We start from the raw sequence: 19,863 nt of genomic DNA, 5'->3' as shown, positions 1-19,863 counted from the left end.
CGCACGGCCGTTCTGCGTTCACATTTTCAGGATGACTCGATGCCCACGTTCCTCAAGCGAGCGCGGCAGCCGCACGGCTGCCGCGCCGCCGCGCCTTCGCGCGCGCTTTTCCATTGCCGGTCTTTCCGTGCTTCACGTTACTCGCTGCCGTTTTCGCTCTCTCTGATCGGTTCGGCGGCCTGCGCCGCCACAGCGCCGGACCCCGAAGGCGCAAGGCTCGCGCCGGTGGTCGTCACGGCGGAGACCGCGCACGCGCCGCGCTCCCCGCTCGATCCCAACCTGCCCGCATCGACCGCGACGATGACGGCCGACCAGTTCCAGTACTGGAACGTAGTCACGCCCGAAGACATCCTGAAGTACGCGCCGAATCTCGCGGTGCGCAAGCGCTTTGTCGGCGATCTGAACTCGACTATCGCCGTGCGCGGCACGAGCAATTCGCAGACAGCGCGCGGCCTGGTCTATGCCGATGGCTTGCTGCTGAGCAATTTCATCGGCAATACGTGGACTTACGCGCCGCGCTGGTCGATGGTATTCACCGACGATATCGAGCGCGTCGACGTGATCTACGGACCGTATTCGGCGCTTTATCCGGGCAATTCGATCGGCGCGACGGTCGCGATCACCACGCGCATGCCGACCCAGTTTCAGGCCGACGCCCACGTTCAAGGCTTTACGCAACATTTCGACCTGTTCGGCGTGAACCGCAGTTTTACCGGCAGCAATAGCTCGGCGACCATCGGCGACAAAGTAGGGCGGCTTTCGTACCTGATCGGCGTCGATCATCTCGAAAACACCGGCCAGCCGCTCCAGTTCGCGACGCTCGCGCAGTCCGCGACGCCCGCGAAGCCGACCGATCGCGCGGTCACCGGCGCATATTTCTACAACGACCAGAACAACGCGCGCACGGCGGTGCTCGGGGTCAATGCTGAAGGGATCGAGCGAACGTTTCAGGACCAGTTCAAGCTAAAACTCGCCTACGACCTCACGCCGAGCTTGCAAGCGGGCTTCTCGCTCGGCTACTGGCATCAGAAATACAACAGCGAGACCCAGACCTTCCTGCGCGATGCGGCGGGCAATCCCGTCTATAGCGGGCTCGTGAATATCGGCGGCTACGAATACGCCATTCCAGCCGCGACCTTCGCGCCGAGCCAGGGCGAGAGTGAGAATTTTCTGTACGGACTCTCGTTGAAAACGCGCAACGCCACCGGCTGGAACGCCGAAGCGGTGATGTCGTATTTCGACATCGCCCAAAGCACCGCGCGCACGGCCAGTTCCGGCGTGCCCGGCGACGGTCCCGGCACGATTGCCTACGGCGACGGCGCGGGCTGGAAATCGCTCGATTTACGCACGACCTGGACGCCGCCCGCCGCCGACGCCGGTCTCGCGGCGCACTGGCTCTCGTTCGGCTATCACTTCGACACCTATTTCCTCGATAACGAAACCTACACGACCGCCAACTGGCGCGACGGCGGCAACGCGGCGTTCGCCAACGCGTTCGGTGGCCGCACGCGCACGCAAGCCGTCTATGCGCAGGACGCGTGGCGTTTCCTGCCGCGCTGGAAGTTCACTTACGGCGCGCGCTACGAGAACTGGGACGCCTACGACGGCCGCCGCGCGTTGGGCACAAATGCGTTGCGCTATGCCGATGCCGCCGAAAACCACTGGTCGCCGAAAGCGTCGCTCTCCTTCGACGCAACCTCGAATCTGCTGCTGCGCGCATCGGTCGGGCGCGCGTACCGGTTTCCGACCGTGGCCGAATTGTTCCAGGGGCAGATTACGGGCGTGTCGATCGTCAATAACAATCCGAATCTCAAGCCGGAAAACGATCTGTCGAAGGAGTTGACGGCCGAATGGCAGCACGGCAACGGCATGTACCGCTTCACGCTGTTTCAGGACGACGTAAAAAACACGATCTTCAGCCAGACCAACACGACGGTCATTCCAAACGTCACGAATTTTCAGAATATCGACCACGTCCGCTCGCGCGGCATCGAGACGGCTTATGAAGGGCAGGACGTGCTGCTGCGCGGGTTCGACCTGAGCGCGAGCGTGGCTTATACGCAGTCGAAAATTATCGCGAACACCGGCAATCCCGCGAGCGTCGGAAAGTATTTTTATCGCATTCCGTTGTGGCGCGCGAATCTTGTGGCGACCTATCGCGCGACCGAAAAAGCGGCCGTCACGCTCGCCGCGCGCTATTCGGGCCGCGAGTACAACACGCTGACCAACACCGACACCAACCCCAACACCTACGGCGGGACGAGCACCTACACGGTTGTGGACGCCAAGTTCACCTATCGGCCGACCAAAAAGACCGAGATCGGCGTGGGCGTCGATAACCTGTTCGATCACCGTTACTACGTGTTCCATCCGTATGCGGGCCGCACTTTTTATCTTGAAGGGCGCATTGGAATTTGAGCGCGCCATCTTTTTATCAACCATTCGAGATAACTGATGCAAACCGGAAATACGATGCAACCGAACGCCGCCGCGCACCGGCGCACCCTCTGGCGCTGGCATTTCTACGCCGCACTTTTCGTGATGCCGCTTCTCCTCGTCCTCGCCGTCACCGGAACAATTTATTGCTTCCAGCCGCAGATCGAGCCGCTTTTGTACGCTGACCGAATGGTCGTCGAACCTGCCGCGACGCCGCGCTTGGCCGAATCGGCGCTGCTCGCGAAAGCCGTCGCAAGCCAGCCTCGGGGCGCCACGCCCACCACCGCACAAATCACCGGCGACCCGCGCCGCAGCGCCGAATTCGTCTTCCGCCAGCGCTCGGGCGCGAGCGAAAGCGTGTACGTGAACCCGTACACGGGCGCGGTGCTCGGGACGCTCTCCGTCGAACATCGGCTGATGAAACAGGTGCGCGACCTGCATCGCGGCCTGATGCTCGGCAAGACTGGCGAACTCGCGATGGAACTCGCCGCCTGCTGGACGCTCGTGATGATCGGCACCGGCATCGCGCTGTGGTGGCCTGCTGCGCGTGGAACGGGCGGAGGGGGCGGAGCGGGTCGATCACGCGAATTGGACGGAACGCGCGGATCGCGCGCATCGGGCGGACTACGCGGCGGCGTGTTCGTGCCGCGTTTGTCGCTGCGCGGGCGCGCGTGGTGGCGCGATTTGCATCTCGCGGGCGGCATCTGGCTCGCGGCGGGCGCGCTGTTCTTCGTGCTGAGCGGGCTGCCGTGGTCGGGCAGCTGGGGCAAGCAGTTCAAGGCGCTGGCGACATCCGCGCAGATGGGTTATCCGAAAGGCGCATGGGGCGAGGCGCACGTGCGTTCCAGCGCGCCATCTCAAAAGCCCGCCGCCGCGCCTGATCACGCCGGCCACACGATGAAAATGGACGATCTGCCGTTGCCGCAAACGCCGTGGGCGGTCGGAGAAACCGACGTGCCGCAAAGCGTGCCGGACGCGTCCCGTTTGTCGATCGACGATGTCGTCGCGATCGCGGCGTCGCAAGGTGTCGTGAGCGGCTATGCGATCGCGTTGCCGAAGACCGCGCAGGGCGTCTACACCGTGTCCTATTTCCCCGCCGATCCAAAAGCCGAGCGCACGCTTCACATCGATCGATACGACGGCCGCATTCTCTCGGATCTCGCCTACGACGACTACGGAACGGTCGCGCAGTGGGTGTCGTACGGCACGTCGCTGCACATGGGGCGCTATTTCGGCGTGGCGAACCAGTTGCTCGCCGCCGCGATTTCGCTGGGACTCGCGATGCTCGCCGTGTCCGGTTTCGCGATGTGGTGGCTGCGCCGGCCGGGCCGCGCGCTCGGCGCACCTCCGCGGCCCGCCGCGCCCGCGCCGATGCGCGCGTGGCGCGGAAGTCTCGCGCTGCTCGGTGTCGTGTTCCCGCTGATGGGCGCGACGATGCTGCTCGTCTGGCTCGGCGACCGCGCGGTGTTCAGCCGTCGCGCGGCTGCGGCCGAAGCTAAGAGCTGAACGCCTTTTTAGCGTTTGCCGGAGCGCGCGCGTAAGCCGAAAGTCCTTCTAGCGCGGGCCAAAGCGCACACGCGTGAGCCGAAAGCCGACCACCGTTTCTAGCGCGTGCCGAAGCGCACGCGCGTGAGTTGCTCGGCTTCGTTCGCGAGGAGCGTCGCGGCATCGCGGATCGCGACTTCGAGCGTGATCGGACCCGGCGCGGGCGAAAAGCAGCCGCTGAAATGCTCGGAAAGACGCGGCAACGCGGCGGGATCGATCGCGCCTGATAACAACGAAGCCTCCACGCCCGCCGCGCGCGCGTGACGGCACGCGATAAACGGCGCCTTGCCGTGCAGCGTCTGCACGTCCGAGCGGCCTTCGCCGGTAATCAGCCAGTTCGCGCCCTCGAGCGCGGCGTCCAGTCCGATTCCGCGCGCCACGACCTCCGCGCCCGCCTCGAAACGCGCGCCGAGCATGTGCAGCGCGAAGCCCAGCCCGCCCGCCGCGCCCGCGCCCGGGTTGTCGCGCGCGACGCGTCCGAGCGCCGGTTCCAGCAGATCGGCGAAATGGGCGAGGGCGGCGTCGATTGTTTCGACCTGCTCCGGCTGCACGCCTTTCTGCGGCCCGAAAACGGCCGTCGCGCCGTGTTCGCCGGTCAACGGGTTATCGACATCCGACATACCGATGAATTCCGCATCGCCCAGGCGCGGGTCCAACTTCGACACATCGATCCGCGCAACCTCGGCGAGTTTGGCCGGAACAGGCTCCAGTTCCTGCCCGGCGGCGTCGAAAAGCCGCAGGCCGAGGCCCACGAGCAGGCCCGCGCCGCCGTCGTTCGTGCTGCTGCCGCCGAGCGCCACGTAGAACTTGCGCGCGCCGAGGTCGAGCAGGGCGCGGATCGCCTCGCCCATGCCGCGCGTGCTGCGTGCTTCGACCGGCACGGCCATGCCGTCGGGATCGGTAATGCCGACCACTTCCGCGGTCTCCAGAATCGCGCTGCCGTCGGCGAGCAGGCCCGTCGCCGCTTCGCGCCGCGCGCTCGCCGCGCCCTGAATCGTGATCCGGCGGCGCTCGCCGCCCGCGCTCAGCATCGCGTCGAGCGTGCCTTCGCCGCCGTCGGCCATCGGGCAGATGCGGATCACGGCGTCGCCGCGCGCGCGGCGGATGCCGGTCGCGATGGCGTCGGCGACCTGCTCGGCGCTGAGCGAGCCTTTGAACGAATCGGGAGCAATGACGACGATGGGCGTGGCGTTGGGCATGTTGTCTCTGGTTTTGTTGTCGAAGTGATGGCGGAAAGCGTGTTGCGGCTCTTGAAACTGCGGCTTCGAACCGTATCTGGTTGCGGTGCGCGTCGAGCGGGTGCGCCGAGGGTCAAGATTAGCAGCGTGGCCGCGCGGGCGAAATAGTGGCGTCGCGATAGCCGGGATTCGCGCGGACTCTCGCGCGAAATCGCGCGCGCGTCGTGGCGGTCCGAAGCCCGAAATGATCCTAAATCGGGCAAAAAAGCGCCGATAAACGCGTGTTGCAGCGCCAAACGCAGTTGATCGCGCAAATAGTTTGCTAAAATGTTCGGCTCAGTTGACTCCAACCGTGCTCGCGGCGGCCCGAAGTTCGAAGGCCTGCCCACGGCGGAACTAGCCATGTTCCGCGGCGCGGGCGTGACTCAGGCGGCGCTACGAAGGCGCGTGTCCGGGCGCGGGATAGACGCGGGACGAACGCGGGACAGTGGACCCAGTAAGAATCCGAATTCCTGAATACTCGAATACTCTAGGACGATAGAAGTCATGGCTAACGTTGTTGAAAACCTCGGCAAGCTCGAACGCCGCGTGACCATTTCCCTGCCGAAAGACATGGTGCAGAAGGAAGTGGACTCGCGCATCCGCCAACTGGCGAAGAACGTCCGCATGCCGGGTTTCCGCCCGGGCAAAGTGCCGCTCAAGATGGTGACGCAGCAGTATCAGGGTCAGGTCGAAGCCGAAGTGCTGAGCGACAAGGTCGGCCGGGAATTCTTCGACGTCACCCGCTCCGAGAACCTGCGCGTGGCAGGCCAGCCGAGCTTCGCGCCGAAGGGCGAGGAAGCGCCGGCGGACGCCTACGCGTTCGACGCGACCTTCGAGGTCTATCCGGAAGTGAAGCTCGGCGACGTCGCCACGGCTGAAATCGAGCGCACGGTCACGACCATCTCGGAAGCGGAAATCGACCGCACGCTGGAAATCCTGCGCAAGCAGCGCGTCCATTACCACGCACGCGGCGAAAGCGGCGAGCACGGCGACGGCGGCGCGGATGCGGCAGCCAAAGACGGCGACCGCGTGACGATGGACTTCGTCGGCAAGATCGACGGTGAAGTGTTCCAGGGCGGCAGCGCGGACGATTTCTCGTTCGTGCTCGGCGAAGGCCGCATGCTGCCGGAATTCGAACAAGCGGCGCTCGGCCTGTCGGTCGGCGAATCGCGCGAATTCGACCTGAAGTTCCCGGACGACTACCACGGCAAGGACGTGGCGGGCAAGACGGCGCAATTCACGATCACGATGAAGAAGATCGAGTGGCCGCATCTGCCGGAAATCGACGGTGAATTCGCGAAGTCGCTCGGCATCGAAGACGGCGATACGTCGAAGATGCGCGGCGAAATCAAGGACAACCTGGAACGCGAAGCCAAGCGCCGTACGCAGCAGATCGTGAAGAACCAGGTCATGGACGCGCTCCTGAAAATCTCCGACCTCGACGTGCCGAAGGCGCTGATCGAGCAGGATCAGGAACGTCTGGTCGAAATGGCGCGTCAGGATCTTCAACAGCGTGGGGTGCCGAACGCAGCCGACGCACCGATCCCTGCTGAAATGTTCGCTGAACAAGCCGAACGCCGCGTGAAGCTCGGCCTCGTGCTGGCTGAACTGGTCAAGGCCAACGAACTCCAGGCGAAGCCGGAACAGATCCGCGCGGAAGTCGACGAGTTCGCGAAAAGCTACGAAGACCCGAAGGAAGTCGTCCGCTGGTATTATTCGAATCAGCAGCGCCTGGCCGAAATGGAAGCGTACGTCGTTGAAAGCAACGTCGTCGACTTCGTGCTCGGCAAGGCTAAAGTGACGGACAAGGAAGTCAGCTTCGAAGAACTGGCGAGCGCGACCGCGCAAGCGTAAGCGTCGCTCAAGGGGCGTGCTGGCCGTCGGTGCGACGGCCAGCACGCCTTTTTTGCATTAGAGTTGGTGCGTGCCCGTTCCGGTGGATGTTCCTTTGTCGTCCAGTATCCCTATTCCGAACAAGGAAATTGCATGACCTTTCGCGCTCAATTGCTGGACACGTTAGCTTCCAACGCTTCGCGTGATTTCGAAGCGCAGGCGCTCGGCCTCGTACCGATGGTCGTCGAGACGAGCGGCCGCGGCGAACGTGCCTATGACATCTATTCGCGCCTGTTGAAAGAGCGCGTGGTGTTCCTCGTTGGCGAAGTCAACGACCAGACGGCGAACCTCGTCGTCGCGCAGTTGCTGTTTCTGGAAAGCGAGAATCCGGACAAGGACATCAGCCTCTACATCAATAGCCCGGGCGGCTCGGTGTCGGCCGGCATGGCGATCTACGACACGATGCAGTTCGTGAAGCCGGACGTCGCGACGCTATGCATGGGCCTTGCGGCCAGCATGGGCGCGTTCCTGTTGGCGGCTGGCGCGAAGGGCAAGCGCGTGGCGTTGCCGAACGCGCGCGTGATGATTCACCAGCCGCTCGGCGGTGCGCGTGGTCAGGCGTCGGATATCGAAATTCAGGCACGCGAAATTCTGTACCTGAAAGAGCGTCTGAACCAGTTGCTGTCGCATCACACCGGCCAGCCGGTGGAACGCATTGCGCGCGACACCGATCGCGACAACTTCATGTCGGGCGACGACGCGCAGGCTTACGGCCTCGTCGACCAGGTTCTTCACAAACGTCCTTGATCGTCGCGGGCTGGCCCCGGTAAAGCGAGGCCAGCCCTTACGCGAACGCCTGCGGCAAACGCCAAAACACCCGTCGTGCGTGGCACCGAGCGGTTTCTGCGTGCCGGGTTTGATGGGCGTATTATGTAATTGAGTGTCCGGAGGCTTACACATCTATGGCGGACAAAAAGAGTTCGAACAGCGAGAAGCTGTTGTATTGCTCGTTTTGCGGCAAGAGCCAGCACGAGGTCAAGAAGTTGATCGCTGGCCCGTCGGTGTTCATCTGCGATGAATGTATCGATTTGTGCAACGAGATTATTCGCGACGAAGCGGCTGGTGCGGCTGAAGAAGCGGGTCTGACGAAGTCGGATCTGCCGAGCCCGCAGGAAATCAGCGATATTTTGAATCAGTACGTAATCGGCCAGGAACGCGCGAAGAAAATTCTCGCGGTGGCTGTCTACAACCATTACAAGCGTCTCAAGCACCTCGACAAGAAAGACGAGATCGAGCTGTCGAAGAGCAACATTTTGCTGATCGGTCCGACCGGTTCCGGCAAAACCTTGCTCGCGCAGACGCTGGCACGCATGCTGAATGTCCCGTTCGTGATTGCGGATGCAACCACGCTGACGGAAGCGGGTTATGTCGGCGAGGACGTCGAGAACATCATTCAGAAGCTGCTGCAAAACTGTAATTACGAAGTGGACAAGGCGCAGCGCGGCATTGTCTACATCGACGAAATCGACAAGATCAGCCGCAAGTCGGATAACCCGTCCATCACGCGCGACGTGTCGGGCGAAGGCGTCCAGCAAGCGCTGCTCAAGCTGGTCGAAGGCACGATGGCTTCGGTTCCGCCGCAAGGTGGCCGGAAGCACCCGAACCAGGATTTCATTCAGGTCGACACCACCAACATTCTGTTTATCTGCGGCGGCGCGTTCGACGGCCTCGAAAAGGTCATTGTCGACCGTACGGAGAAAACGGGTATTGGCTTTGGCGCGAGCGTGAAGAGCAAGGTTGACCGCGATGCAGGCGAAGTGCTGCGCGACGTCGAACCGGAAGATCTGATCAAGTTCGGTCTTATTCCTGAACTGATCGGCCGTCTGCCGGTGGTGGCAACGCTCGGCAAGCTCGACGAAGCGGCTCTGGTGAAGATCCTGATCGAGCCGAAGAATGCGCTCGTGAAGCAATATCACAAGCTCTTCAACATGGAACGCGTCGAGCTGGAAATCCGCCCGGCCGCGCTTCAGGCCATCGCGCAGAAGGCAATTCGTCGCAAGACCGGCGCGCGCGGTTTGCGCTCGATTCTGGAACAGGCATTGCTCGACGTCATGTACGAGTTGCCGACCATGAAGGGCGTGAGCAAGGTGATCGTCGACGACAACACTATCGATGGCGACGGCAAGCCGTTGTTGATCTACGAAGATGCACCAAAGGTAGCCGGGTCCAATTAAGCAGGGCTGTGTGTCGGCGAAGAAGCCGTTCATGGCAACGTGAACGGCTTTTTGTTTATTTTTCAGATATCTTGTGGACGTTACTGACGCGATCTTTTCGATTGACTGAACTTTTCCCTCACGCTTAAGGCTTGCAATACGTTTTGACGGCCTTATTTACGAACGAACTGATTCCACTACTGGGGAAATGAAATGTCAGGAACCCAACTCCTCCCGCAGGAACAAATTACGCTGCCGCTGCTTCCGCTGCGCGACGTAGTCGTATTCCCGCACATGGTGATCCCGCTTTTTGTCGGGCGACCCAAATCGATCAAGGCCCTCGAAGCCGCGATGGAAGGCGGCAAGCACATCATGCTCGTCGCGCAGAAAACCGCCGCGAAGGACGAGCCGACCGAAAAAGACATGTACGAAGTGGGATGTATCGCCAACATCCTGCAAATGCTCAAGCTGCCCGACGGCACCGTGAAGGTGCTCGTGGAAGGCTTGCAGCGCGCGAAGACGCTTTCCATCGAAGAGCAGGAAACGCAGTTCTCGTGCGAAGTCATGCCGCTCGAACCCGACCACGCCGACAGCGCCGAAACTGAAGCGCTGCGCCGCGCGATCGTGTCGCAGTTCGACCAGTATGTGAAGCTCAACAAGAAGATTCCGCCGGAAATCCTGACGTCGCTGTCGGGTATCGACGAAGCGGGTCGTCTGGCCGACACCATCGCCGCGCACTTGCCGCTGAAGCTCGACCAGAAGCAGCACATTCTCGAAATGTTCCCGGTGATCGAGCGCCTCGAGCATTTGCTCGCGCAACTCGAAGCCGAAATCGACATTCTTCAGGTCGAGAAGCGCATCCGTGGGCGCGTGAAGCGTCAGATGGAAAAGAGCCAGCGCGAGTACTACCTGAACGAACAGGTCAAGGCCATCCAGAAGGAACTGGGCGAAGGCGAAGAAGGCGCGGATCTCGAGGAACTCGAGAAGCGCATCACCGCCGCGCGCATGCCGAAGGAAGCTAAGAAGAAGGCCGACGCGGAGCTCAAGAAACTCAAGCTGATGTCGCCGATGTCCGCTGAAGCGACGGTCGTGCGCAATTACATCGACACGCTGATCGGTCTGCCGTGGCGCAAGAAGAGCAAGGTCAACAACGACCTCTCGAATGCGGAACGCGTGCTCGACGAAGATCACTTCGGGCTTGAAAAGGTCAAGGAACGGATTCTGGAATATCTCGCGGTCCAGCAACGCGTCGAGAAGGTGAAAGCGCCGATCCTGTGTCTCGTCGGGCCTCCGGGCGTCGGCAAGACTTCGCTCGGGCAATCCATCGCCCGTGCCACGAACCGCAAGTTCGTGCGCATGGCGCTGGGTGGCGTGCATGACGAGTCCGAGATTCGCGGTCACCGTCGCACGTATATCGGTTCGATGCCGGGCAAGATCCTGCAAAGCCTGACGAAAGTCGGCGTGCGCAATCCGCTTTTCCTGCTCGACGAAGTCGACAAGATGGGCATGGATTTCCGCGGCGATCCGGCGTCTGCACTGCTGGAAGTGCTCGATCCCGAACAGAACCATACGTTCGCCGATCACTACATCGAAGTGGATTTCGACTTGTCGGACGTGATGTTCGTCGCGACATCGAACTCGCTGAACATTCCGCCGCCGCTGCTCGACCGGATGGAAGTGATTCGTCTCTCGGGTTACACCGAAGACGAAAAGGTCAGCATCGCGCAACGTTATTTGCTGCCGAAGCAAAAGCGTAACAACGGCCTGAAGGAAGACGAGATCGACGTGGCTGAAAGCGCGATCCGCGACATCATTCGCTATTACACGCGGGAAGCGGGCGTGCGTTCGCTTGAGCGTGAAATGTCGAAGATCTGCCGCAAGGTCGTCAAGATGCTTCTGCTGAAGAAGGCGGAAGGCGCGGTGAAGGTGGACGGCTCGAATCTCGATACGTTCCTCGGCGTGCGTAAGTACGACTTCGGTCTGGCCGCGAAGGACAACCAGATCGGCCAGGTGACGGGTCTCGCGTGGACGGAAGTCGGCGGCGATTTGCTAACGATCGAAGCCGCCGTGATGCCGGGTAAGGGCAACGTCATTCGCACGGGTTCGCTCGGCGATGTGATGAAGGAATCGGTCGAGGCTGCGCGCTCGGTGGTTCGCTCGCGCTCGCGTCGTCTGGGTGTCGCGGACGAAGCGTTCGAGAAGAAGGACATCCACATCCACGTGCCCGAAGGCGCGACGCCGAAGGACGGTCCGTCCGCCGGTATCGCGATGACGACGGCGCTGGTGTCCGTGCTGACCGGCATTCCGGTGCGCGCGAACGTGGCGATGACCGGCGAAATCACGTTGCGCGGCGAAGTGCTGCCGATCGGCGGATTGAAGGAAAAGTTGTTGGCGGCGCATCGCGGCGGCATCAAGCTCGTGCTGATCCCGGAAGAAAACACCAAGGATCTGACCGACATTCCCGATAACGTGAAGAACGCGATCGAGATCATTCCGGTGCGCTGGATCGACAAGGTGCTGGAACTCGCGCTCGAACGCATGCCGACGCCGATTCCGGAAGAAGAAGCCAAGCCGGCGACGCCGGTCGAGGCTTCGAAGGACGCTCCGGCGACCGGCGATGTCGTGAAGCACTAAAACCAACTGCCAAGGTTGAAATCCAGAAACCCGCGGGTCACCCCCGCGGGTTTTTGTTTTCCCGCGCCGCATAAGAATATTCAGATGAATACTCCCAGTCCGGTTCAAACCCGGTTGACACGTTGGTTTCGGCTGCTTCTAATGAGCGCCGCACCTCGGCGAAAGAGGCGCAGTTCGCTTTTGATCCAAGACCAACATTTAGCGCGTCGCTGTCAACGCGGCGCGCGAAGCTCGGGGAAACATGAATAAAACGGAACTGATCGACCATATCGCCGCAGAGGCGGAACTTTCGAAAGCTGCGGCCGGGCGCGCGCTCGACGCGATGATCGACGGCGTGAGCACGACGCTGAAAAAGGGCGGCACGGTGACGCTCGTCGGATTCGGCACGTTCGCAGTCGGCAAGCGCGCGGCGCGCACCGGACGCAACCCGCGCACCGGCACGGCAATCAAGATCAAGGCCGCCAAGGTCCCGAAGTTTCGCCCTGGCAAAGCGCTAAAAGATGCGCTAAACTAGCGGACTCGCTGGATACGGACATCGCCGAAACGACGTCTGGTTTAAAAAGTCCAGCCAGGTCAGGTAGCGCGGAACGGGTGCTTAGCTCAGTTGGTAGAGCGGCGCCCTTACAAGGCGTAGGTCGGGAGTTCGAGCCTCTCAGCACCCACCAAATTCCGTTTAGCGCTGCATCTGAAGCATCGAAGTCACGCGCATCGAAGTCACGCCAAAACCCGCACAGCATCTGCTCTGCGGGTTTTTTGTTTGCGCGGTCGTAAAAGCAGCGCGCCGTGTTCTCAAGCCGTTGTAAAAGGTTTCGCTTCGACCGGCTTCGGCGTGCCAAAACGCTCGCATTCGGCGATAAGCTGCGCACCGAACAGCAGCAGCGTCGCGAGCGCTTCGAGACTGAACAGGACGACAATCGACGTCGTCAGCGAACCGTACACCACGCTCACCTGCGAAAGCGTTGCGAAGTACCAGACGAGCACATGACGCGTCGCCTCCCACAACAGCGCCGCCATGATGCCGCCGCTCAGGGCGTGGCGGATCGATGGCCGGCCGACTGGCATGACGAGATAGATCGACGTGAGCACGAATATCTCGCCGGCAAGACCGAGCAGATAAAGCAGCACGCGCGACACGCGATGCAGCGAAACCTGCGCGCCGAGCAGATCGACGCTGTTCGTGCCCATCGCCTGCAAGCCGTTCGATACGAACGTGACGATCAGCATGCCCACGCCCAGAAAAAGAATGTAGCAATAGGGCAGCAACGCCGACCACAAAAAATGCCGCCGCCGAATGGCAACGCGATGCACGAAGATCACCGACATTGCGTTTTCCAGCACGGTGAACGCGAGCGAGCTGAAGAAGATCATCGTGCCGAGGAGCACCCAGCCGATCACCGCGCGATGCGTGAGGAAGTTCGCGAGTTCGTGCACGAGCGCGCGCGCCTGGCCGGGCACGAGCCATTCGAGCAGATGCGTGAGCGTCTCCAGCAGGGTTTTTTGATCTACGAAATGTGACAGCGCGATCACGATCAGAATCAGGAGCGGCACGATCGAGAGCAACGCGTAGTACGCCACCGCGCCCGCGAGCAGCATGCCCTGATTTGCGCGAAACGCCTTGAGCGCATCCTTGATGAACGCAACGGGATGCCGCCCAATATGGCGCAGCGCTGGACTAAGCAAGCTGTGCATGAACGCTCCACGGCTGTTTTTCGAAGGCTGCGCGCAAGATCGGCGGAAGTCCAGTTGCGTGCTCGGCCTGGGTTGGTTTTGAGGCGAACCGGTTGCACGCAAAGGAGATGCCCACGCCGTTCCGCTGGCTCAAAGCTCGCGTTAATGAGTCCGTGTAGCGCGATACCGGCTTCGGCAAAAACGTGCACGCGCTATGGCGACGCTGACCGCGCCCGATGACGGAGTTCACGCGAGGAATGCGGTCCTTGATGAACAAATCGAACCTCGATCTCGCCGCGCCGAAAGCGGCTTAGACGGCGCGCGAGGCTATCGCCGGGAAGAACTTTCGTTGTATACTAGACGACGCCTTGAGTAACAGGCGCGCGCTGGGTCGGGGTACACCGGGCCAACAAACGGCGCCGCGCTCGCTACACAAATGCAAAGCAGCAAAAAGGAGTGGTAGTTCAGTTGGTTAGAATACCGGCCTGTCACGCCGGGGGTCGCGGGTTCGAGTCCCGTCCACTCCGCCAGCATCCACGAGAAAGGCGAACCGCGGTTCGCCTTTTTTATTGCCCGCCGTTGTATATCGGGCGTTTTGTCTTAAGGCATCGTCACGCATGCTCGATTTTTTCCGTAATCACCAACGCCTCATGATGGCCCTGTTGATCCTGATCGTCGTGCCGGGGTTGGGCATTGTCGGCATTCAGGGTTTCAGCAGTTTCTTCGATGACAGCGCCAACGTGGCGAGCGTGAACGGCCGCAATATCACGCGCGCCGACTACGACAGCGCGATGCGCCAGCAAGTGGATCGCGCGCGCCAGATGCTCGGCGCGCAGTTCGATCCCAAAATGTTCGAGACGCCGGAAATGCGCAAGTCGCTGATCGACAGTCTCGTGCAGCAGCGCGTCCTCGCGGACGAAACGCGCCGCCTGCATCTCACGGCGTCGGATGAAGCCGTGCGCCGCGCGCTGCTCGCCGATCCGGTCATTTCGTCGCTGCGCAAGCCCGACGGTTCGATCGACGTGGATCGCTACAAGGAACTGCTCGCCATGCAGGGCATGACGCCCGAGCAATATGACGAGCGCGTGCGCTATGGCCTCGCGTCAGACCAGATTCCGGGCAGCATCCAGTCGAGCGCGTTCACGTCGAAAGCGCTGGCCGAAGGGCTGACCGAGCTTGCCGAACAGCGTCGCGATGTGCAGGGTCTCGCGTTCCGCTCGCTCGATTACACAGCGAAAGTGCAGCCGACCGATGCGCAACTTTCGGCCTACTACGACGCGCATCGCGCCGCGTTCGCGACACCCGAAACCGCGTCGATCCAGTACGTGGTGCTGTCGCCGGCGGCGCTGGCTGCATCGATCAAGCCGACCGACGCCGACCTCAAGAAGTATTACGACGACAACATCCAGCGCTATCGCACGGAAGGCGAAGTGCGCGCGAGCCACATCCTGATCGTCGCGCCGAAAGACGCGAGCGCCGCCGACAAGGCGAAGGCGAAGCAACACGCCGACGACGTGCTCGCGCAGGTCAAGGCCCATCCCGACCAGTTCGCGCAGATCGCCGCGAAAGAATCGCAAGATCCGGGTTCGTCGTCGAAGGGCGGCGATCTCGGCTACTTCGGACGCGGCATGATCGCGGGCGGCAAGGCCTTCGACGACGCCGCGTTCGCGCTGAAAAAGGGCGAAGTCAGTGGCGTCGTGCAGTCGGACTTCGGCTATCACATCATTCAGGCGACCGACGTGAAACCGGCGGCCACGAAGTCGTTCGACGAAGTGAAGGACGCGCTCACGAAGGACTACGCGAGCCAGCAAGCCGCCAAGAGCTTCGCGGACGACGTGGAATCGTTCACGTCCACTGTGTACGAAAAGTCGAAGACGCTGCAACCCGCCGCCGACAAGTTCAAGCTGACTATTCAGGCGGCGACCGTCGGCCCGAAGGCCAATCCGCAATTGCCGCCTGACAGCCCGCTGAACAATGCGAAGCTGCTCGCCGCCGTATTCGCGTCCGATTCGGTGAAGGATCGTAACAACACGCAGGCTATCGACGTCGGCAACAACACGCTCGTGGCCGCGCGCGTGACCGATTACAAGCCCGCCGCCGTGCAGGCGCTCGACGTGGTGAAGGACGCGGTCCGTCAGAAGGTCGTCGCCGAGCAAGCGGCCGCGATGGCGCAAAAGGACGGCGCGGCGAAGCTCGCCGAGTTGCAAAAGTCGAATGCGACCACGGGTTTTTCGTCGGTTGCAATCGTGTCGCGCAACGACGCGCAAGGCGTGCCGCCGGCGGCGGTGAGCGCGATTTTCAAGGCGGATTCGTCGAAGCTGCCGGCTTATGTCGGCGTCGATCTCGGTCAGGACGGGTACGCGATTTATCGTGTGAACGGTATCGAAAAGGCCGCGCCGGTTGCCGCCGATCGTCTCGCGGGCGCGCAGCAGCAAGTCGCGCAGGTGTATGCACAGGCCGAGATGGAGGCGTTCATCGACGCGTTGAAAGCGCGTTCCAAGGTGAAGATCACGGCGCCCACGGGCGCGGCGCAGCCGCAATAAGCGACGCAAACGCAAAGCAAACGCAGACGCAAACGCAAACGCATTAAAAAACCCCGCTGGTGCAAACCAGCGGGGTTTTTTTTAGCGATGCAGAATCGCTACAACCGCGAGCTACGACGTCCTTACAGGCACGCCTGGATATCGCCGGTTGCGTCGCTGCCCGCCGCGCCCGATGCACGGAAGCCCACCCACGTGCCCGGACCGCTCCAGGCCGGACGCACCACGGCGGCGGCGCCGTTCGGCGGCTGCTGGCCCGGCACGTAGACGTCGAGCGCCTGATCGTTAGCGAGCGTGTCTTGCGAGACCACTTGCTGTTGCGACTTGTCGGCCCATTTCTGCGCGATACATTGAGCGACGACCTTCGGCGACTGCTGGCTCTTGCCCACTTGCTGGACGCCCGCGGGCGGCTGGGCGGCACAGGCCGAGACTGCGACGGTCAAAGCGAGAATTGAGAAATATTTCACGTTACCTCCTTGGTATTGCGCTCGACGAGGAGCGGGGGTTTCTACGGGTTACGCGAGGTGTCAAAGCGCTGATCCGTGTCAAAGCACTCGATCGTGGCCGTTTTCCGCGTGTCTGTCTGAAACCGCGCTGGACGTCGCGTGCTTAAGTTCCGCTTGAAGCCGGCGCGCCCAGCATGGGTTTCAAAATCGGCCAGACGTTCTCCAATAGCAAGGTCTGGGCCTGCTGGGTCGGATGAATCTGATCGGCCTGGAACATCGACGGCGTGTTCTCGATGCCAGCCAGCAGGAATGGCACGAGCGGCAGTTTTTTCTCTTTCGACAGCATCGTGTAGACCGCATTGAATTTTTGGCTGTAGTCGGGTCCGTAGTTGGGCGGAACGTACATGCCGATGAGTAAGACTTGCGCATGCACGGCTTGCGATTGCGCAACGATCGATCGCAGGTTCGCCTCCGTGGTCGCGAGCGGCACCCCGCGCAGCGCGTCGTTCGCGCCCAGTTCGACGATCACCAGCGCCGGTTTCACGCGCTTGAGCGTCGCCGGAAGGCGCGCCGCACCGCCGCTCGTCGTGTCGCCGCTGATGCTTGCATTCACGACGCTATAATCGAAACGCTCTTTCGCGAGCCGGCCGCGCATCAGGTTGACCCAGCCGGTGTCGCGCGGCAGGCCGTACTCGGCGGAGATGCTGTCGCCGAGCACGACGATCGCCCGCGCGGGCGTCTCGGCGCGGGCGCCTGACGACCATCCGAACGCGAGCACCGGCACGCAGAGCGCCGCGAGTCTTGCCGCCCGGCTCAAAGCGCGCCGGCCGCAGTTATGTTTAACTCTCTCCATGCAAAACAATATCGAACCGGTCATTGAAGTACGGGGTTTAAGCAAGCGGGTTAAGGACGCGACGGGTGAACTGACCATTCTGGACAGCATCGACCTGTCGATCGAAAAGGGCAGCAGCGTGGCGATCGTCGGCGCGTCGGGTTCCGGCAAGTCGACGTTGCTCGGATTGCTTGCCGGATTGGACAGCGCGACCGAAGGCTCGGTTCGTCTGCTGGGCAAGGAACTCGGCACACTCGACGAAGACGGCCGCGCCGCGCTTCGAAGCGGCTCGGTCGGTTTCGTGTTCCAGTCGTTCCAGTTGATGCCGCATCTGACCGCGCTGGAAAACGTCATGTTGCCGCTGGAACTGCGCGGCGACACGCCGCATCGCGAGATTATCGCGCGGGCGCGGGCGCTGCTTGCGCAGGTTGGGTTGTCGGCGCGCACGGCGCATTATCCCAAGTTGCTCTCGGGCGGCGAGCAGCAGCGCGTGGCGCTCGCTCGGGCTTTTGTCACGCATCCGGCGGTGCTGTTCGCCGACGAGCCCACGGGAAGTCTCGATGCCTCGACTGGGTATGCGATTATCGACCTGATGTTTGAGATGAATCGTCAGAATGGCGCGACGCTTGTGCTCGTGACGCACGATACCGAACTCGCCGAGCGGTGCGATGCGACGGTGACCATTGAGGCGGGGCGGGTCGTGGGGTAGCGGGCGGTGTTGGTTTGGTCGTTTGGCGCTTCCTGTGAACTTGCTCGGCGTTTGGTTTGCTGGCGCCCCTTGCTTTTGTATGCCTGTGGTGTCTGGGAACTTGCTTTCGTGTAGGTTTATTAGCACGCCGCTATGCGCGGCAGCAGTCACTTTCTTTGCTGCTGTGTACAGACCGGAGACATAGTTGACACATGTACGAGGACATCGTTGACACCTGATGTTCAGGGTTTTGCTGCTTTCAGGTCAAGTTTTGCAATGCGTTGATGGGCAAACCAGAACTCAATTACGCCGTCTTCGTCGTGCTTTGGACGTGCGGCCACGTACAGCCCTTTGAGCGCAGTCGACAGACGCAGCGCCTCGCCTCTGAAACGCACCAGGCCATTTGAATTGACCCGCAGCACTTCATCGGCAGGCCCGTATTGCGGTTCTGGCAGATGCTCGGGCATCGCTCGCGGGCTGGGTTGGTAGCGGCTCACCGGCGTCGCCAGGTCCAGCGCCTCATGCGGGCGTTGCGTGTTGTACACCTGTCGCCAGCGTTCCAACTCCTGCTGCACGTGGGCGTGGGTCGTGAACACGTGCCGCGCCAGCACTTCAGCTTTCAGCGACCGATGGAATCGCTCATCCTTGCCATTCGTCTGAGGATGATACGGTCGGCTGTAGCTCACGTGAATACCCAGTCTGATCAGCCACACCGCGAGCTCGGTCAACTGGCCCGGCGCGCTCGGGGAGCCCCACGGCGCACCGTTATCGGTATTGATGCGTGACGGTAGCCCGTAGCAGCGAAACGCCCGCTGGAGCTCGGTCTGCACGACTTCCGTGGTTGTCCGGCCGCAGGCGGCGAGCACGATGTTAAAGCGCGAGTGATCGTCGAGCACGGTCAGCGGCGCACAGCGGCCACCCTCCAGGGTCGGGAAATCGCCCTTGAAATCCATCTGCCACAGCGCATTCGGATGCTCGTGCTCGAAGCGCTGCCAGGGCCGCTGCGGTCTGTCCTCAGGCGCGTGGAGCAGGTCGTGACGGCGCAGGATCTCGGTGATCGTGGAGGGTGCGGGCACATTGGCGTGGCCGAGATCTTGCAGACGACGCTCGATCTTGCGTCCGCCCCAGCCGTACTCGCGGCGCAGGTCGAGCACGACGGCGACGATCTCATCGGATGAGCGCGCGGGACTGTCGTGCGGACGACGCGAGCGATCGACGAGACCTTCAAGGCCTTGTGTCGAGTGGCGTGCAAGCCACTTGTAGCCGGTCTGGCGGCTGACGTTGAAACGTCGGCACAACTCGCTGAACGGCAAGCGCCGTTGAGTGGCGAGTTGAACGAATTCCTGTCGGAGACTCATGGTGTCTTTTACGTTCCAGGGCATGGGAGGATTTCGGGCGTTCGATTACCCGAAAGTGTCAACCATGTCTCCGTACACCTGTCAGCTATGTCTCCGGTCTGTACACTGCTGCAAAGAAAGTAACCAAAGAAAGCAGCTTATCCGGCTAAGTGTCCACCTTCAATAACCACGCGGATAGGCGCGCAAGCTGACTCGGCTATCTCGCAGTCGTTCGGATTGGCACAGCACCTGTCAGTTCCATCCTCACTGCGCTCGGACGACGGGCATGTCTCGCAACCGTCGGTTGGTTTGGTTTTTCCGGTTATGCCTTACCGGCAGGCACTTTGTGCCTGCGGGGATGAATGAGCGGCTCCACTCTGTTGGGTGGTGCGATGGCCGAATCAGCTTGCGCACCACTCCCGGTTGCGGTTCGTGGTGGACACTTAGACGGATAAGCTGCTTTCTTTGGTT

At 61.8% G+C, this 19,863-nt stretch carries 14 protein-coding genes and 2 tRNA genes; 11 read left to right on the top strand and 5 right to left on the bottom strand.

The genetic code is table 11. From position 1 onward, the window contains the following. The first annotated feature begins 39 nt into the window (after positions 1-39). A complete protein-coding gene (locus AC3D25_RS08775; RefSeq protein WP_488888026.1) occupies positions 40-2,418 on the top strand; it encodes a TonB-dependent receptor in 2,379 nt (792 codons plus the stop codon). Between the two features lie 54 nt (positions 2,419-2,472). Continuing rightward, positions 2,473-3,942: a PepSY-associated TM helix domain-containing protein gene (locus tag AC3D25_RS08770; RefSeq protein ID WP_488888025.1), complete on the top strand. Its 1,470-nt coding sequence runs from the start codon at positions 2,473-2,475 to the stop codon at positions 3,940-3,942. A 98-nt stretch (positions 3,943-4,040) separates the two neighbouring features. On the opposite strand, the gene AC3D25_RS08765 is transcribed toward AC3D25_RS08770, so the two are convergent. Next, positions 4,041-5,180, bottom strand: coding sequence for a glycerate kinase (locus tag AC3D25_RS08765; RefSeq protein ID WP_488888024.1), 1,140 nt, complete (start codon positions 5,178-5,180; stop codon positions 4,041-4,043). 525 nt (positions 5,181-5,705) lie between these two features. On the opposite strand from AC3D25_RS08765, the gene tig reads away from it, so the two are divergent. The 6 genes from tig (at position 5,706) to AC3D25_RS08735 (ending at position 12,546) form a co-directional block, all read left to right on the top strand. Further along, entirely contained in the window at positions 5,706-7,055 is a 1,350-nt protein-coding gene (gene tig, locus AC3D25_RS08760) for a trigger factor (protein WP_488888023.1), read from the top strand. 132 nt (positions 7,056-7,187) lie between these two features. Then, positions 7,188-7,841 carry an ATP-dependent Clp endopeptidase proteolytic subunit ClpP gene (gene clpP, locus AC3D25_RS08755; protein ID WP_488888022.1) on the top strand — a complete coding sequence of 218 codons (654 nt, stop codon included), beginning with the start codon at positions 7,188-7,190 and terminating at the stop codon, positions 7,839-7,841. A 155-nt stretch (positions 7,842-7,996) separates the two neighbouring features. Further along, complete coding sequence (gene clpX / locus AC3D25_RS08750) at positions 7,997-9,268, top strand: ATP-dependent Clp protease ATP-binding subunit ClpX (RefSeq protein WP_488888021.1); 1,272 nt, start codon at positions 7,997-7,999, stop codon at positions 9,266-9,268. Between the two features lie 192 nt (positions 9,269-9,460). Then, positions 9,461-11,881, top strand: coding sequence for an endopeptidase La (lon, locus tag AC3D25_RS08745; protein ID WP_488888020.1), 2,421 nt, complete (start codon positions 9,461-9,463; stop codon positions 11,879-11,881). Positions 11,882-12,122: 241 nt separating this feature from the next. Next, on the top strand, positions 12,123-12,395 hold the full coding sequence (locus AC3D25_RS08740) for an HU family DNA-binding protein (RefSeq protein WP_488888019.1): 273 nt from the start codon (positions 12,123-12,125) through the stop codon (positions 12,393-12,395). Between the two features lie 75 nt (positions 12,396-12,470). Beyond that, positions 12,471-12,546: transfer RNA gene (locus AC3D25_RS08735), tRNA-Val, on the top strand. A gap of 124 nt (positions 12,547-12,670) precedes the next feature. Here AC3D25_RS08735 and AC3D25_RS08730 read toward each other — a convergent pair. Further along, complete coding sequence (locus AC3D25_RS08730) at positions 12,671-13,570, bottom strand: YihY/virulence factor BrkB family protein (protein WP_488888018.1); 900 nt, start codon at positions 13,568-13,570, stop codon at positions 12,671-12,673. Positions 13,571-14,002: 432 nt separating this feature from the next. Here AC3D25_RS08730 and AC3D25_RS08725 point away from each other — a divergent pair. Continuing rightward, a tRNA-Asp gene (locus tag AC3D25_RS08725) sits at positions 14,003-14,079 on the top strand. A gap of 87 nt (positions 14,080-14,166) precedes the next feature. After that, positions 14,167-16,092 carry a SurA N-terminal domain-containing protein gene (locus tag AC3D25_RS08720; RefSeq protein ID WP_488888017.1) on the top strand — a complete coding sequence of 642 codons (1,926 nt, stop codon included), beginning with the start codon at positions 14,167-14,169 and terminating at the stop codon, positions 16,090-16,092. A gap of 122 nt (positions 16,093-16,214) precedes the next feature. Here the strand turns inward: AC3D25_RS08720 and AC3D25_RS08715 are convergent, their stop codons facing one another. Beyond that, entirely contained in the window at positions 16,215-16,556 is a 342-nt protein-coding gene (locus AC3D25_RS08715) for a hypothetical protein (RefSeq protein WP_488888016.1), read from the bottom strand. Between the two features lie 142 nt (positions 16,557-16,698). Beyond that, positions 16,699-17,388, bottom strand: coding sequence for an arylesterase (locus AC3D25_RS08710; protein ID WP_488888015.1), 690 nt, complete (start codon positions 17,386-17,388; stop codon positions 16,699-16,701). Here AC3D25_RS08710 and AC3D25_RS08705 point away from each other — a divergent pair. Then, complete coding sequence (locus AC3D25_RS08705) at positions 17,387-18,076, top strand: ABC transporter ATP-binding protein (protein ID WP_488888014.1); 690 nt, start codon at positions 17,387-17,389, stop codon at positions 18,074-18,076. The two genes, AC3D25_RS08710 and AC3D25_RS08705, sit on opposite strands and share 2 nt — an antisense overlap. Before the next feature lie 221 nt (positions 18,077-18,297). On the opposite strand, the gene AC3D25_RS08700 is transcribed toward AC3D25_RS08705, so the two are convergent. Continuing rightward, positions 18,298-19,437, bottom strand: coding sequence for an IS481 family transposase (locus AC3D25_RS08700; RefSeq protein WP_488888013.1), 1,140 nt, complete (start codon positions 19,435-19,437; stop codon positions 18,298-18,300). Between the last annotated feature and the right edge of the window lie 426 nt (positions 19,438-19,863).

It is taken from the genome of Caballeronia sp. SL1002 (assembly GCF_057814995.1).
This window is presented reverse-complemented; position numbering and strand designations above follow the sequence as displayed.